Source organism: Erythrobacter sp. HA7-11 (assembly GCF_055693605.1).
Genome location: NZ_JBVFUF010000002.1, coordinates 61,877 through 76,938, shown reverse-complemented (window position 1 = coordinate 76,938; position 15,062 = coordinate 61,877). Strand labels below are relative to the sequence as shown.

Below are 15,062 nucleotides of genomic sequence, written 5' to 3'. Positions count from 1 at the left end.
GCGCTTAATGCTGACGCAGTATCTTTACATCAGCACCGCACCTAGCCTTTCGCGCAAAGAGGTTGAGGCGATTTTGGCCAGCAGTGCCCGCAACAACCCCCAGAGAGGAGTGACGGGCCTGCTGCTCTATAACGGTCGTAACTTCCTGCAATTGCTTGAGGGCGATGAAGCGGAGTTGGTCGCTCTTATGCTGCGCATTTCGCACGATCCGCGGCATTCGGGTGTTTCGATTCTTGATCGTCGCCAGATTGATGAACGCATGTGCCCGGATTGGGCGATGCGGCGGATCATGATTGCTGAAAGCATTGAGGATCGCCGCAAGGCTCTGGAGACCCAGCTACCTAAATCCTTGGATGAGCAAACCCGCAAGATCATCATGAATTTCGCGGTGTTGAACTAAGGGATACGGAGCCAAAAATCGGCTTCTGAACCCACATCCCGTCGTTAACGGATCGTTTGCCGCATTCTTCTAATTCGCCCTATCGAAATGGGACAACTGAGATGCGACAACTCGTTTATACCAGCAAGGCTGCCCCCGGATTGGGTCAAGATGACGTGTTTCAAATCGTCCAGATATCGGCTGGACGTAACGGTGACGCTGGCCTTTGCGGATTCCTGATCTATCAGAATGGCAATTTCTTTCAGGTACTTGAAGGTGGTGCGGAAGCCATTGATCAGGTTTTTGCCCGTATTCGCAAAGACGCACGACATGCTGAGATCGAGGTGGCGTCGGATCGGACGATCGAGGCTTTGCATTTCGATCGTTGGCGTATGAAGCGTATTGGAGGCGGCTCTGACAGCGCTGCAAATGCGTTGAAAGATATTGGCGATCAGCTGAACAAGGCCGGCGTCAAGGCGTCAGTCGAGAAATTTTTGCGAGAGAATTCATAGCGCTTCGCAAAGCGGAAACCGAATGGTAGCCTGTCGGAAGACGAGATGTCGCAGGGGCAACGGGAGAAGCCGCAATGAAAGTGAATGTTGAGATCGACTGTACACCCGAAGAAGCGCGCGCCTTCTTGGGCCTTCCTGATGTCAGCAAAGCTAATGACATCTATGTCGACAACATCACCAAGGCGATGAAAGGTGTCAGCAATCCCGAGCAATTGGCCGAGTTTGCAGGCGCACTGGCTCCCATGGGCCAAATGGGCATGAAGATGTTCCAGAACTTTGTCGAAGGCGGTTTGCGGGGTGGGTTTGGCGGATCGTCGAGCAAGAAAGACGACGTTTAAATATCTGAAATAAAGCGATATTCAGGCGCTTTCTATGAGTGACACGATCTTCGCCGTTTCCAGTGGCACCCCACCCGCAGCAATCGGTATTATCCGGATAAGCGGAGCGCAAGCTGGTGCATCCTTGCAGGAGCTTGCTGGGCGATCATTCAAACCAAGGCGCGCGTCGCTTGCTACTTTGCGTAATTCCGATGGCGCGCCACTCGACCAAGCATTGGTGCTGTGGTTCCCTGGGCCAGAGACCGCGACCGGTGAAGACTTGGCTGAGCTCCATTGTCACGGGGGCAGGGCGGTGCTTTCCGCAGTTTGTGACGCCTTGGCGGCGGTAGGCGGGCTGCGGGCGGCGGAAGCGGGCGAGTTTACCCGACGTGCCTTTGCCAATGGCAGGATCGATCTCGCTGAAGCCGAGGGGCTGGGCGATCTTCTCAGTGCAGAGACTGAATTGCAGCGCGCCGCGGCTATGGAGATGGCTGGCGGTGCGTTTTCGGCTCAGGTTGAGGCTTGGCGCTGCGAAGTCCTGCGATTGTCCGCGCAGGTTGAGGCGGCGCTCGACTTCTCTGATGAAGACGATGTTTCCGAGCTCCCGCAGCAATTCAGCGATGATTTGAGTGCTGTGGTGTGTGAGCTTGGCGAATGGCTTGATCGGCCGCGTGCGGAGAAGTTGGGCGAAGGCTATCGCGTTGTGCTGGCAGGACCGCCCAATGCAGGTAAATCCACGCTTTTCAACGCAATCATCGAGAGCGAGGCGGCGATCACGTCGGATATAGCCGGGACAACCCGCGATGTGATCGAACGGAACGTGGCGATCGAGAGTGTGCCGTTCACCTTCGTCGATACGGCTGGGTTGCATGATGCGAGCAATGACCAGATCGAGCAAATCGGCATTGCTCGGGCCGAGGCGGAACTTGAGAAGGCAGATTTGGTGATGTGGCTCGGAGCAGAAGGTGAAGGGCCAGACGGCGCTTGGGAGATAGCCGCGCGCAAGGATGCTGCGGATTTCGTCTCCAAAGGGTCCGCGCGCTTCACGCTTTCGGCTGAAACTGGGGAAGGGGTGGTTCCTCTGAAAGCCGCTTTGCTAAATGCAGCCCGAGAGGCACTCCCCAAGCCTGGCGAAGCTGCACTCAACGCCAGGCAACACGCTTTGATTAGCGAAGCCACTGGCTGTCTTGCGGGAGCGCAGGCCCACAAGGATCTACTCTTGCGCGGAGAGGAACTGCGCAGGGCGCGTGCGGCCTTTGATCGGTTGATCGGGCGGGCAACCACCGAAGACATGCTGGATGCGTTGTTTGGACGTTTCTGCATCGGAAAATAGCGTCGCTCGGGTAATCTCGCCACATCGAGCTTCATCAAGCGCATTTTGCGCAATGTTCCACGTGGAACATCTTTGACGTAAGGCATCGGAGCCACTATTTGCTCGCGCATGCAAAACTTCGACGTTCTGGTGATCGGCGGCGGGCACGCCGGGGTGGAGGCTGCTTGCGGAGCAGCCCGGATGGGTGCGCGCACCGGCCTTATTAGCTTTGATCTGAACGCGATTGGCGCGATGAGCTGCAACCCTGCGATCGGCGGATTGGGCAAGGGCCATCTTGTGCGCGAGGTCGATGCGCTTGATGGTGTGATCGGCCGCGCGGCGGATGCTGGAGCGATCCACTACCGCATGCTCAATCGTTCGAAGGGGAGCGCGGTGTGGGGGCCTCGCGTCCAGGCAGACCGCAAGCTCTTCAAGGCCGAGGTTCAGCGGATTGTTCGTGCGCAGGCCAATTTGACGCTGATTGAGGGTGAGGCGGCGGCGCTGACGCTTACTGGTGGCAAGGTTGCCGGCTTGGAACTCGCCGACGAGACCGAGCTCAAGGCTCCGCGGGTCATCCTGTGTACTGGCACATTCCTAGGCGGCACGCTTTTTCGCGGCGAAGAGCGCTTCGAAGGCGGACGTATCGGTGAAAACTCTGCTCAGCGGTTGGCCGAGCAGCTGCGCAGTGCCGATTTTCCGATGGCGCGTCTTAAGACGGGCACACCGCCGCGGATCGACGGTCGTACGATTGACTGGGCTGCATTGCCAGAACAGGCTTCGGACGAAGAAGACTGGACAATGTCCGCGCTTACTGCGCGTCGCGCTAACCCTCAGGTCTTTTGTGCGATCACACGCACCACAGAGGCCGCGCATGAGGCAATCCGCGCCAACTTGCACCGTTCTCCGCTGTTTTCAGGCGCCATTGATGCCGCCGGACCGCGCTATTGCCCCTCTATCGAGGACAAGATCCACCGTTTTGGCGACCGCGACGGACATCAGGTCTTTCTCGAACCTGAGGGCTTGAGCACGCATTTGGTTTATCCCAACGGGATTAGCACCTCTCTGCCTGTCGATGTGCAGCACGCTGTGGTGTGCGCAATGCCGGGATTGTCCAGGGCCGAGATTGTCGAGCCTGGCTATGCGGTCGAATATGATCACATCGATCCGCGTGCGCTGACGCCCGATTTGCAGTTGCGAGCGATTCCTGGCCTTTATTGCGCCGGGCAGATCAATGGCACCACTGGATATGAGGAAGCGGCTGCGCAAGGCCTCGTGGCAGGTGTGTCAGCCGCCGCAGCCGAGCTTGGCGAAGCGCCACCAGCGCTTGACCGCGCGAACAGCTATATTGCGGTGATGATCGATGACCTTACCCTTCAGGGGGTGAGCGAGCCATACCGTATGCTTACATCGCGGGCGGAGTATCGCCTGCGTCTTCGCGCGAACAATGCCTCAACACGTCTCACGAAGCTGGGGATGGAAGCAGGATGCATCGGTGACGAGCGCAAAGCCTGGTTTGAGGCGCGTGAACGGGCGAGGGCAGACCTCAGGCCGCTGTTCAACCGCACGCTGCATTCAAAGCTGCTGGCGGATGCTGGCCTGCCCGTCCGCCGCGATGGTGGAGACAAGCCCGTTGCTGAATGGGTGCGGCATGACGGTGTCGAACTTGGCGACCTGCAGCCATGGATTGAGGAAGATGTTTCATCTCAGAGCGATTTGCTCGCAGAAATGGCTGAAGATGCCGCCTATGCGCCCTATCTTGCCCGGCAAGAGGCGGAATTGCGGGATCTGCGGGCAAGTGAGGCGCTTGCACTGGCCGATGGCTTTCCCTTCGCTGAGGTGCCCGGACTGTCGTCTGAGATGATCGAACGCCTGACTTCGGCCAAGCCTCCGACATTGGCAGCAGCGGGCCGGGTACCCGGAGTAACCCCTGCAGCGCTTTCTGCCTTGTTAGTCTATGCTCGCCGCTGGCAAGCCGCTGCATGAGAGATACCGAGCTGATTGAGACTGAAGAGCAGGCACGCGCTTATGCTGAGCGCTGGGCCGACAGAGCGGCAATGGAACGCATTGAACGCTTTGCAGGCCTACTTCTTGAGGAAAATCAGCAGCAAAACCTTATTTCACGCCCGTCTGAGGCACACATTTGGCAGCGCCACATTGCCGACAGTGCGCAATTGCTCGAACACGTTCCACGTGGAACAATTGCTGAGGCGCAAGGTGATCCCTGGATGGATTTGGGCACAGGTGCAGGCTTTCCGGGGATAATCCTGTCAGCGCTTTTGCCGCAAATGTCCTTCATTCTGGTCGAGTCCCGTGCGCGCCGAGTCGACTTCCTCAATCGCGCTGTTGATGCACTCGGACTAAATCAGTGCAAAGTCATCGGCGAGCGTCTTGAGCGAATAAAACCCTTTCCTGTCCGTATCATAACGGCACGCGCATTTGCTCCGCTCGACAAACTCCTTCGGTTATCCGCACCCTTTTCCACCGAGGCGACCCGCTACATATTGCCCAAAGGACGCTCTGCAGCGCACGAATTGGAAGACCAAAAGCCTTCGATTCGGAAAATGTTCCACGTGGAACAATCATTGACCGATTGTGAGGCAGGCATCATCGTAAGTCGGTGATTTTCGCGTGCGACTTGGTTTACAGCCAAGTTAGACATCAAAACGAAGGCGGAGCGTCTATGCTGACAATAGCAATTGCGAACCAGAAGGGCGGCGTGGGCAAGACCACGACCGCGATCAATATCGCGACCGCTATGGCGGCGACTGGCTGGCGTACACTGCTGATTGATCTCGATCCGCAGGGCAATGCCTCCACCGGAATGGGTGTGAGTGCGGCTGAGCGAGGCCTATCGAGCTACGACTTGCTGGTCGATCAAGTCACGCTTGGCGACGCAACTGTCCCTACGAGCATTCCCGGTCTGGATATTGTTCCGGCAACGGTCGACCTTAGCGGCGCCGAAGTGGAGCTGGTTTCGGTCGACGAGCGTACCCATCGACTCCGTACCGCGCTCGCAAATCATGGCGAACACGACATCTGCTTTATCGATTGTCCTCCGTCCCTCGGTCTTTTGACCCTAAACGCGCTGTGTGCAGCCGATACTTTGCTCGTTCCGCTGCAATGCGAGTTCTTTGCGCTCGAGGGCCTTAGCCAACTTTTGCAGACGGTTGAGCGCATTCAGCAGCGCTTCAACCCGGATTTGGGCATTATCGGCGTCGCGCTGACCATGTTCGACCGCCGCAACCGCCTTACCGACCAAGTTGCGGACGATGTGCGCGATTGCCTCGGCAATCTGGTGTTTGAGACGGTGATCCCGCGCAATGTGCGCCTTTCCGAAGCGCCAAGCCATGGGCTCCCGGCGCTCGTCTATGACCATTCGTGCACGGGCAGCCGAGCCTATATCGCGCTGGCGAGAGAATTGATCGGGCGCTTCCCACCTGAAAGGAAAGCGGCATGAGCAGCAAACCAACCTCGGATAACGACAAGATCAAGTTCAGCGTCCCAAAATTGGCTCCTGGACACAGCAAGAAGAAGCTCGGCAAAGGTTTGGGCGCTCTCCTTGGTGAAACCCAGCGCGAAGAGCCGCTCGTACGCTCTGAAGCGGCGCAAACCTCTGAAAATGCAACACAAGCTGGTGGTGCTGCCAAGGAAAGCGGGCTTGCATCTCTGTCGATCGCCTCGATCAGCCCGCTGCCTGGTCAGCCGCGGAAACATTTCGACGATGCCGCTCTGGGTGAGTTGGCGGCTTCGATCGCTGCGCGCGGTGTGATCCAGCCGATTATCGTGCGGCCACGCGGGGAGGGGCGCTTCCAACTGGTTGCTGGTGAGCGGCGCTGGCGCGCGGCGCAAAAGGCCCGCTTGCATGAAATCCCTGCTCTCGTCCGTGATCTTGATGATCGCGAGGTTATGGCGCTGGCGCTGATTGAAAATATCCAGCGCGAAGATCTGAACCCCGTTGAAGAGGCGCGTGCCTATCAGCGTCTATCCGATGAAGAGCACATGACCCAGGCGGAAATCGCCCGGATGGTCGACAAATCGCGCAGCCATGTCGCGAATTTCCAACGTCTGCTGGCCTTGCCAGAGGCGGTGCTCGACCTGGTTGAGGTTGGAAAGCTTTCCATGGGGCACGCAAAGGCTCTTATCGGGCAGGAAGATGCCGCAAGCCTCGCTCAGCAGGCTGTAAATGACAATCTCTCGGTTCGTGAAATTGAGCGAATGGTGCGGCAAGTTGCTGGAAAGGTTGCAAGATCGGCGAGATCGGGGTCAGAGAAGACAACTTCAAACGACGCCGATATCGAAGCGGTTCAGCGCCATCTTGAGGAGTTTCTCGGACTGAAGGTTCGCATCAAAGCGGACGCGGACCCGCGCTCTGGCGCTGTGACAATTCGCTACCGCACGCTCGATCAGCTGGATCTCGTATGTCAGCGCCTGACTGGCGGCGACATTTAGGCCTGCACATCAAAGGCTTGTAGATCCCTCGCGCCCCCCAAGAGTCGCGCGGCGCAACTTTCGTGTCCATTAGTGCAAAAGAAAACGCGCGAGGCTCTCTCGAGACCCGCGCGTTACAGTCTTGGCTTTTGCCAATTATCAGTTCTTGATCATTTTCACCGGCCGCGGCGCTGGAGCGACTGGGGCTGGATCCTTGATCAGGCGTGGCGGGAGTGGTGGCGGGATAGTCCGCTCACGCACAACAGGCACCATCTCTTCGGTTACGCGTTCGCGCACGATGACGCGCTGGCGTTGCTCGTATTGGACGGGAACTAGCACGTTCTGTTGATAGGCTTGCGGCTGATAGCAATTGCAGCCCGCTCCATAACCGGGATAGCCGTAATACGCTGGTGCCGGTGCGTAAGCCGGGTATGCATATGCTGGTGCAGGAATCGTGCGGCTGGCGAGGCGCGGGGCAGGGCCCGCTACGAGGCCGCCTTCCTGATTGAGGTAGTTGTCGAGTGCAGCTTCGCAATCGTAGCCTTCATCTCTATCTTTTCCGCCGACCAATGATCCAATGGCCGCTCCGGCTAGACCGCCGACACCGCCACCGATCAAAGTGCCTGCCAGACGGTCGCCATCGGCAACGCGGTTTCCGATGATGCCACCGGTGATCGCGCCAAGAAGGCCGCCGATAATCCCGCCCTTTTTATCACGATCATTGATCCCGTCGGTGCGACGGCGACATTCGTCGAGCCATTGTTCGCGCTGAAAAACAACAGGTTGCGCCGCTGGATAATACTGCACAGTTGCACTCTGTTCATACGCTGCACCATCCGCAGGAATAGAGCGCGCTGCCGTGCGTGGAGCGATATAGCGGGTGCGAACGATCGTTTCGACACCGTCTTCTCCGACAATCACTTCTTCAGTCTCGCCCAAGGCGCGGATTGGAATGTCAGCCGTTTCGGTTGCTTGGACCGGCGCGCTGCGCAGCTCGAACGGTAATTCTTCCACTTCGCCTTCGGTCAGCGTGACATCGGCCTGAGCCATAGCTGGCGAGGCCGCGACGATTGCGAACGCGCTCATGCCTTTCAGTGCAATGCGTAAAGTCGACATCTTCAATCCCCTGTTTCAAACGCGACTCCGGTCGCGACAAGCTTTGCGTTAGCTAATTGTTTACCACTTGATCTGCCGAGGAGCCATTATCGCGGTAGGGCTGTCTCGTTTCGGGGCGTTTCTGCTGCGGATTCACTATATTAAGTGATCCTTGAGCTCAGATGCGGTCGCTCAAACTTGCAGCCAACTGCTCCAATCCGCGCGCGTCGGCCTCGGAAAACCGCCCCTTTTCAGGGCTGTCACAATCAATGACAGCGATGACTTCGCCATCGCGCATTACGGGCACGACCACCTCGGATTCGCTCGCGGCATCGCAGGCGATGTGTCCGGGGAAGGCATGAACATCAGCAACCAATTGCGTTTCGCCGCTTTCGGCTGCCGTCCCGCAAACGCCCTGGCCAAACGGAATGCGGATACAGGCGGGCCGCCCGATAAACGGTCCGAGCACCAGCTCTTTTTCCGTCCCGTTCCGGATCACGCGATAAAATCCCGCCCAATTGAGCCGAGGGACAAATTCTCCAATCAGCGCCGCGACATTGGCCATATTGGCGACTCCGTCGCTCTCTCCGTCGGTAAGGGCGCGCGCAGCTTCCACCAATTGCCGGTAGAGTTCAGCTGGCTCGAGGCTTTCGTCGGGTTTGAAATCGTACATGCCAGCGCGATGTAATCGCTTCCCCCATTGCCGCAAGAGCGCAGCTCTTATATCGGGCGGGATATGGGTATTTTACGCAAGCTTCTTATCGCCTTGGTCGTTTTGGTTGCCGTTATAGGCATCGCCGGTTTTTTCCTCACGCGCGGGGACACAGCCGATCTATCGGTTGAAGAGGTTGCTGGGACGGATCCCACACTCGAAGAAGCTGATCCCGAGACTGTTCCCACGGTGCAGATTGCCGAGCCAGTGGGTTGGAAAGAGGGCGAACTTCCCGAGGCGGCGGACGGCCTGACCGTCACGCGATTTGCCGAGGGTCTCGATCACCCACGCGTGCTCTACACACTTCCCAACGGGGATGTGCTGGTGACGCTCACGCGTTCTCCCAAGTCCGAAGATGAAGGCGATGGCGGGATCATGGCGAGCATTCGCGACTGGGTTGCGAGTTATCTTTTTGAAAAATCGGGCGCGGCAGGCGAATCTCCTAATGAAGTCGTTTTGCTGCGCGATGTGGATGGAGATGGCGTAGCCGAGGTGCGTAAGACGATCTTGTCCGAAGGTCTCGATTCTCCTTCGGGCATGAGCTGGAAGGATGGCACGCTCTACGTCGCCAACCACAATGCGGTTTTGGCGTTCCCCTATGAATTGGGCGCCACAGCCGTGACCGGTGGACCAACGAAACTGATGGATTTGGCCCCGGGTGGCGGTCACTGGATGCGTAATATCGAGCTGAGTCCAGAGGGCGACCAGCTCTATGTTGCGGTCGGCTCGGTCAGCAATATCGGTGAAAGCGGGATGGCGGTTGAAGAAGGCCGCGCGATGATCTGGGAATATGATCTGGCGGCAGGGCGACAGCGACAGTTTGGCGTCGGCCTTCGCAACCCTAATGGCATGGATTTCAGCCCTTGGACCGGTGAACTCTGGACCACAGTGAATGAGCGCGACATGCTGGGATCAGACCTCGTCCCGGATTATCTCACGAATGTACCCGTCGGCGCGCAGTATGGCTGGCCGTGGATCTACTATCGAACGGAGATAGACCGCCGGGTCAAGGCTCCGATGCCCGCCTATCTGATGGAATATGCGCGCAAGCCCGAATATGCGCTCGGGCCGCATGTTGCGGCGCTGGGTCTGGTGTTCTCGCGCGAAGGGCACCGGATGGGTGATGCCTTTGCCAGCGGCGCTTTCATTGCGCGGCACGGATCGTGGAACCGCAAGCCACCATCGGGCTATGACGTGGTATTTGTCGACTTTGACGATCTCGGAAACCCTGTCGGCAAGCCTGTGCCGGTCCTGACTGGCTTTCTCAACGAAGATGGCACGACAAAAGGGCGCCCAACCTGGGTTGAGTGGGCAAGTGATGGATCTTTGCTCGTCTCGGACGACACCGCGGGGATTATCTGGCGCGCGATTGCACCAGCTTCGCAGCCAGCTACGGCGATTGCGCGGCTGGACACAGAGGATCTGCCTCCGCGCAATGAATTGAGCGGAGACCCGACTGCCAGTTTTGGTGAAGAGGACTACGCCCGCACCGTCCCTGCGCAATAATGATCTGAGAAGTCGCGCCGCGCGACTTTGCTGTGCTTTAGCCCGCGAGTTTCTCGGCTGGCAAAGCGTAGAGGAGATCGGCTCCGCTAATCGCGCTCGCTTTCAACCCAGCGGCTTCCGGCACGATGTGATCGAGGAAGAAGCGTGTCGTGACAGGCTTGGTCTCTGCCAGCGCTGGCGCCGCTCCATTGGCGACCGCCTGGGCCTGCTTGGTCATTTGCCAACCTGCGACCGCGACCGCAGCCATGGTGCAGAAGGCCGTGCTCCCGGCGAGGCGATCATCGAGGCTCGCTTCGTCGCGCATCCAGCGCGCAATGTTAGCACAATCAGCAGCGAGCGTAGCCAATGCACCTTCGTCTGACGCATCGCGCGCAATCTCTTCGAATAACGCGATCACCGCTTCGCCGCCTGACAGGCCGAGCTTGCGCGTGACGAGGTCTGCGGCCTGAATGCCGTTTGTACCCTCGTAAATTGGAGCGATCTTGGAATCGCGCCAGTGCTGTGCCGCGCCTGTTTCTTCGACGAAGCCCATACCGCCGTGCACCTGAATGCCAATGCCCGAGACTTCGACACCAATGTCGGTCCCCCAGGCTTTCACCAATGGCACGAGCACTTCTGCGCGCTCGCCTGCGGCCTCGTCCCCAATTGTGCCTCGATCGACCTGACCAGCGCAGTAATAGAGTAGTGCGCGAACACCTTCGGTCAGCGCTTTCATGCGCAGGATCATACGGCGCACATCCGGATGCTCGATAATGGCGACGGGCGTCTTGTCGGGCGAACCGGCGCGAGCGGACTGCACACGATCCATTGCATAGGAGATCGCCTGCTGCGTCGCGCGCTCGGCGATCTGAGTGCCCTGATTGCCGACATTGATGCGCGCGTTGTTCATCATCGTGAACATCGCCATCAGGCCGCGATTGGGTTCACCCACCAGCTCGCCAATGCACTCATCATTGTCGCCATAGCTCATTACGCAGGTCGGGGAGGCATTGATACCGAGCTTATGCTCAAGGCTGACGCAGCGCAGGTCGTTGCGATTGCCAAGCGATCCATCATCATTGACGTGATATTTCGGGACGAGGAACAGTGAGATACCGCGCGAGCCTTCTGGTGCATCGGGCAAGCGAGCAAGAACCAGGTGAATGATGTTCTCGGCGAGATCGTGCTCGCCCCAAGTTATGTAGATTTTCTGACCTTTGATCAGATATTTGCCCGCATGCTCCCCGCTTTCAATCGGTGTCGCGGTCGAGCGAAGCGCGCCGACATCGCTGCCCGCCGCCGGCTCAGTCAGGTTCATCGTCCCTGACCATTTGCCGCTGACCAGATCGGGCATGTATTTCGCCTGCTGGTCCTTGCTGCCATGATGGTTGATCGCTTCGATCGCGCCGACCGACAGCATCGGTAGCAGCGTAAAGGCCATGTTTGCCGCGCCAAGGTTTTCGAGCACGTTGCAAGCGAGGGTAAAAGGCATGCCTTGGCCGCCAAACTCCTCTGGGGAAGCAATCGCGTTCCAGCCCTGCTCGACATAGGCGTCATACGCCTCTTTGAAGCCATCTGGCAGGCGGACCACGCCGTTTTCCAGCTTCGCGCCTTCCAGATCACCCACGCGATTGAGAGGCGCAAACTCTCCGGCGGCGAATTGACCGACACCTTCGACGATCGCTTCCACCAGATCGGATTCCGCTCCGGCAAAGCGTTCACTCTTGGCCAGATCTTCGATCCCGGCATTCACGCGGATGGCAAGCAATTGGTCTTGGGTGGGCGGCGAAAAAGGTGTCACGGGCGAAACTCGTCCTTCTGAAGCATAGTATTAGGGCAGCGGGGGAAGTCTGCCTCTTGGCAGCGCCTGCATGTGAATATAGCGCAGATCGCATGAGCGACAAGAACCCTACGGAAGTGGTGCCGGCGGATGCCGAGGGGATCGCCCGCGCGGCGCGAATCCTTGAAGAGGGCGGGCTTGTCGCTGTTCCGACCGAGACAGTGTACGGGCTTGCTGCGCGCGCCGACAGCGCCGAGGCGGTGGCGAAGATCTACGCGGCGAAGGGCAGGCCCGATTTCAACCCGCTGATCGTGCATGTGCGGGATTTGGCGCAGGCTGAAAGTCTTGCCCGCTTTAACGACCAGGCGCGCGATCTGGCCGAGCGCTTTTGGCCGGGACCTCTGACATTGGTTTTGCCCTTGCGCGAGGATGCTCCGGTTGCGGCTGCGGTGACTGCGGGCCTGCCGACCATTGCTGTGCGGCAGCCTTCGCATAAGATCATGGCGGCTGTCCTGGCCGAAACCGGCCTGGCGTTTGCTGCGCCTTCTGCCAATCGCAGCGAGGAGATCAGCCCGACCCGCCCGGAGCACGTGATGGAATCCTTCGGTGAGGATTGTCCGATGGTGCTTGATGGTGGAGCGAGCCAGAAGGGTGTCGAATCCACTATTGTGGCTTTGCGAGAGGCCGGTGAGTGGTCGCTCTTGCGACCTGGACCGGTCTCCAAGGAAACTCTTGAACGGATTCTTGGCCCAGAGACCGCTGCGGATGAGGCCAATATAGAAGCACCCGGTCAGCTGGCCCGGCATTATTCGCCCGGCAAGCCGCTGAGGCTCAGTGCGGTCGAGGCGCACGATGATGAGTACCTCATTGGCTTCGGTGACGTGGGTGGCGATTGCAGCTTGTCACCGGCTGGCGACCTCAATGAAGCAGCCGCGCGCCTTTACGAATGTCTGCATCGCGCGAGCCGCATCGGATAAAACCCGCATTGCGGTCGCGCCTGTTCCCTATGGCGAGGTCGGTAGAGCGATCAACGATCGTCTGCGCCGCGCAGCTACGCCCACGCCCTAGCGCTCAGGCTCAACCGGCACGGTTGGCAGGATTTCCTGAATTTCTTCGTAGGTTTCGCGGGCCTCGTCGCACGCCTCTTCATCGCCATCGCGGCAATCTTCGATCTGCTTGTCATAGCGCCGTTCGAGCTTACCCAGACGCTCTTCACGTTTGCGCAATTCCCGCCCGCGGTTTTCGTCCGCTTCGGACTGGCTGGTGGTGGCGACATCCACTGCTTTGCTGGCGACTTTGACCGGGGCCGTCACGACGTCTTTGACGACGCTGGCGACACAGCCACTGAGCAAAATCGAGGATGTGAGGGCTAAAATGAAAGATGTGCGACGCATGCTCTCTTTGTTGCCCGCACATCCCTGAATGGCAAGTGAGTCGAAAGCCTGATTAGCTTTCTTCAGCCTCGGCCTGCGGTGTTTCCTCAGATGCGCTCGCTCCTGGTTCGCTGCGCGGGGCGCAATTCAAATCACCCGAACCGAATGAATTGAGTTCGCAGGTCGCATCGCCAACCACGTTGACCTCGCCAGATCCGGCGATTGTCGCTTCGACGCTGCCATCCGAGGCGAAGGCCACATCACCGCTGCCGCCGATTGTGACCTCGGCATCACCAACTTGAACATCGCCGAACTTCACATCGCCGCTGCCACCAATAACCAGTTCGAGTTTTTCGACGCTGCCAGCGCCCGACACTTCGCCGGAACCACCAATGTTCACGTCGAGAGTTGTCGCCTCGAATGCTGCGACGTTGACGCTGCCGCTTCCGCCGATGTTGATCGACGCTTCGGAGCCCATCACGGCCGTTTCGACATTGCCGCTTCCGCCAATATTAATATCGCGGGGTGCGGGCATAGTGATGCGAATGGTGGTCGCTTCGGAATTGTCCCAACCGCTCTCACGGTAAATTGCCAAGTCATTGCCATCCAGGTCAAAGCGCAGGTCAGCCGCCGCCTCGTCGCTTCCCTCGATGGTTATGTCGAGCGTCTCGCCTTCGGTGACGATCACTTGGTCGGGCGCGGCGATAGAGAGAGAGTCGGGCGCAGCGCCTTCCATCTGGAGTTCCGCAAGGGGCACACCATCACCGTCGGCGTTGATATTGATCTCACAGCCAGAAAGAGCGAGCCCCATCGACAATACGATGGCCGGGGTGAGTGACTTTGAGAGAATGCGGTCCACGGGTTAATTCCTCCACCTGAATTTCTTAGCGTATTAGTGATATAATACACCAATTGGCTCACTGCAAGGGTGGGAATCAAAAAGGGCCGCCACTGGGGCGACCCTTTTGTATTCATCAAAAATCGAGCCGTCTTAGCTCTCTTCCTCATCGTTGTCGTAATATTGCGGCGCGTGTTCGCGCAGCACGTCGAGGATCTTTTCGAGAGCTGTCGGCTCGTCGGTCTCTTCCATCGCAGCGAGCTCGCGTGCCAGACGGCTGGAGGCCGCTTCGAAGATCTGACGCTCGGAATAGCTCTGCTCGGGCTGATCGTCCGGACGGAACAAGTCACGGGTCACTTCGGCGATCAGGACGATCTCACCGGAATTAATCTTCGCTTCGTATTCCTGAGCGCGGCGCGACCACATGGTGCGCTTCACTTTTGGCTTGCCTTTGAGCGTGTCCATCGCCTCTTTGAGGGTCTTGTCAGAGGACAGCTTGCGCATACCGATCGCTTCGACCTTGTTGGTCGGAACGCGCAGGGTCATGCGCTCTTTCTCGAAGCGCAGCACATACAGCTCAAGCTGCATGCCGGCGATTTCTTCATTCTGGAGTTCGATCACTCGTCCGACCCCATGCTTGGGATAGACGACGTAGTCACCGACGGTAAAAGCAGGCGAATTGCTTGCCATGCGTAATCCTTTCATGCGGCATTCGACCCACCTGTCAGAGCGAAGAGGAAGCCAACGACGGCAAAACATGCGCGTCGATTCTGGCTGTGCTCAAGCTGGTGTTGCTGGTCTTTGCCTTCCTGTTATCGACCCGACACCAGG

The 15,062-nt window shown here is 58.5% G+C and carries 15 protein-coding genes and 1 pseudogene; 10 read left to right on the top strand and 6 right to left on the bottom strand.

Going from position 1 to position 15,062, the window contains the following annotated elements; translation table 11 throughout:
* The first annotated feature begins 7 nt into the window (after nucleotides 1–7).
* The 8 genes from ACZ1GU_RS00500 (at nucleotide 8) to ACZ1GU_RS00465 (ending at nucleotide 6,969) form a co-directional block, all read left to right on the top strand.
* Nucleotides 8–400, top strand: coding sequence for a BLUF domain-containing protein (locus ACZ1GU_RS00500; protein ID WP_472646194.1), 393 nt, complete (start codon nucleotides 8–10; stop codon nucleotides 398–400).
* Nucleotides 401–501: 101 nt separating this feature from the next.
* Nucleotides 502–891 carry a BLUF domain-containing protein gene (locus ACZ1GU_RS00495; protein WP_472646193.1) on the top strand — a complete coding sequence of 130 codons (390 nt, stop codon included), beginning with the start codon at nucleotides 502–504 and terminating at the stop codon, nucleotides 889–891.
* Between the two features lie 74 nt (nucleotides 892–965).
* Entirely contained in the window at nucleotides 966–1,229 is a 264-nt protein-coding gene (locus ACZ1GU_RS00490; RefSeq protein ID WP_472646192.1) for a DUF6489 family protein, read from the top strand.
* 34 nt (nucleotides 1,230–1,263) lie between these two features.
* Nucleotides 1,264–2,541, top strand: a complete 1,278-nt coding sequence (gene mnmE, locus ACZ1GU_RS00485; RefSeq protein ID WP_472646191.1) for a tRNA uridine-5-carboxymethylaminomethyl(34) synthesis GTPase MnmE — start codon at nucleotides 1,264–1,266, stop codon at nucleotides 2,539–2,541.
* Nucleotides 2,542–2,649: 108 nt separating this feature from the next.
* A complete protein-coding gene (gene mnmG / locus ACZ1GU_RS00480; RefSeq protein ID WP_472646190.1) occupies nucleotides 2,650–4,503 on the top strand; it encodes a tRNA uridine-5-carboxymethylaminomethyl(34) synthesis enzyme MnmG in 1,854 nt (617 codons plus the stop codon).
* On the top strand, nucleotides 4,500–5,141 hold the full coding sequence (rsmG, locus tag ACZ1GU_RS00475) for a 16S rRNA (guanine(527)-N(7))-methyltransferase RsmG (protein ID WP_472646189.1): 642 nt from the start codon (nucleotides 4,500–4,502) through the stop codon (nucleotides 5,139–5,141). Before mnmG ends, rsmG begins: the two co-directional genes overlap by 4 nt.
* Before the next feature lie 59 nt (nucleotides 5,142–5,200).
* Nucleotides 5,201–5,977 carry a ParA family protein gene (locus tag ACZ1GU_RS00470; RefSeq protein ID WP_472646188.1) on the top strand — a complete coding sequence of 259 codons (777 nt, stop codon included), beginning with the start codon at nucleotides 5,201–5,203 and terminating at the stop codon, nucleotides 5,975–5,977.
* Complete coding sequence (locus ACZ1GU_RS00465; protein ID WP_472646187.1) at nucleotides 5,974–6,969, top strand: ParB/RepB/Spo0J family partition protein; 996 nt, start codon at nucleotides 5,974–5,976, stop codon at nucleotides 6,967–6,969. The genes ACZ1GU_RS00470 and ACZ1GU_RS00465 overlap by 4 nt, the downstream gene beginning before the upstream one ends.
* Nucleotides 6,970–7,107: 138 nt before the next feature.
* Here ACZ1GU_RS00465 and ACZ1GU_RS00460 read toward each other — a convergent pair whose 3' ends face one another.
* Both ACZ1GU_RS00460 and ACZ1GU_RS00455 read right to left on the bottom strand, forming a co-directional pair.
* The gene (locus ACZ1GU_RS00460) at nucleotides 7,108–8,064 is read right to left on the bottom strand and encodes a glycine zipper 2TM domain-containing protein (protein ID WP_472646186.1); all 957 of its coding nucleotides are present in this window, start codon (nucleotides 8,062–8,064) and stop codon (nucleotides 7,108–7,110) included.
* A gap of 157 nt (nucleotides 8,065–8,221) precedes the next feature.
* On the bottom strand, nucleotides 8,222–8,716 hold the full coding sequence (locus tag ACZ1GU_RS00455) for a GAF domain-containing protein (protein WP_472646185.1): 495 nt from the start codon (nucleotides 8,714–8,716) through the stop codon (nucleotides 8,222–8,224).
* Nucleotides 8,717–8,779: 63 nt separating this feature from the next.
* Between ACZ1GU_RS00455 and ACZ1GU_RS00450 the strand changes: the two genes are divergently transcribed.
* Nucleotides 8,780–10,261 (top strand): PQQ-dependent sugar dehydrogenase, encoded by a 1,482-nt coding sequence (locus ACZ1GU_RS00450; RefSeq protein ID WP_472646184.1) that lies wholly within the window; start codon nucleotides 8,780–8,782, stop codon nucleotides 10,259–10,261.
* 37 nt (nucleotides 10,262–10,298) lie between these two features.
* On the opposite strand, the gene ACZ1GU_RS00445 is transcribed toward ACZ1GU_RS00450, so the two are convergent.
* The gene (locus tag ACZ1GU_RS00445) at nucleotides 10,299–12,041 is read right to left on the bottom strand and encodes an acyl-CoA dehydrogenase (RefSeq protein ID WP_472646183.1); all 1,743 of its coding nucleotides are present in this window, start codon (nucleotides 12,039–12,041) and stop codon (nucleotides 10,299–10,301) included.
* Between the two features lie 92 nt (nucleotides 12,042–12,133).
* Between ACZ1GU_RS00445 and ACZ1GU_RS00440 the strand changes: the two are divergent.
* Nucleotides 12,134–13,088, top strand: a pseudogene (locus tag ACZ1GU_RS00440) (L-threonylcarbamoyladenylate synthase).
* Here ACZ1GU_RS00440 and ACZ1GU_RS00435 read toward each other — a convergent pair.
* From ACZ1GU_RS00435 to ACZ1GU_RS00425, 3 genes are all read right to left on the bottom strand, one after another.
* Nucleotides 13,085–13,414, bottom strand: a complete 330-nt coding sequence (locus ACZ1GU_RS00435) for a hypothetical protein (protein ID WP_472646182.1) — start codon at nucleotides 13,412–13,414, stop codon at nucleotides 13,085–13,087. The pseudogene ACZ1GU_RS00440 and the gene ACZ1GU_RS00435 overlap by 4 nt on opposite strands.
* Before the next feature lie 52 nt (nucleotides 13,415–13,466).
* A complete protein-coding gene (locus ACZ1GU_RS00430; RefSeq protein WP_472646181.1) occupies nucleotides 13,467–14,252 on the bottom strand; it encodes a head GIN domain-containing protein in 786 nt (261 codons plus the stop codon).
* A 132-nt stretch (nucleotides 14,253–14,384) separates the two neighbouring features.
* Nucleotides 14,385–14,921, bottom strand: coding sequence for a CarD family transcriptional regulator (locus tag ACZ1GU_RS00425; protein ID WP_472646180.1), 537 nt, complete (start codon nucleotides 14,919–14,921; stop codon nucleotides 14,385–14,387).
* Between the last annotated feature and the right edge of the window lie 141 nt (nucleotides 14,922–15,062).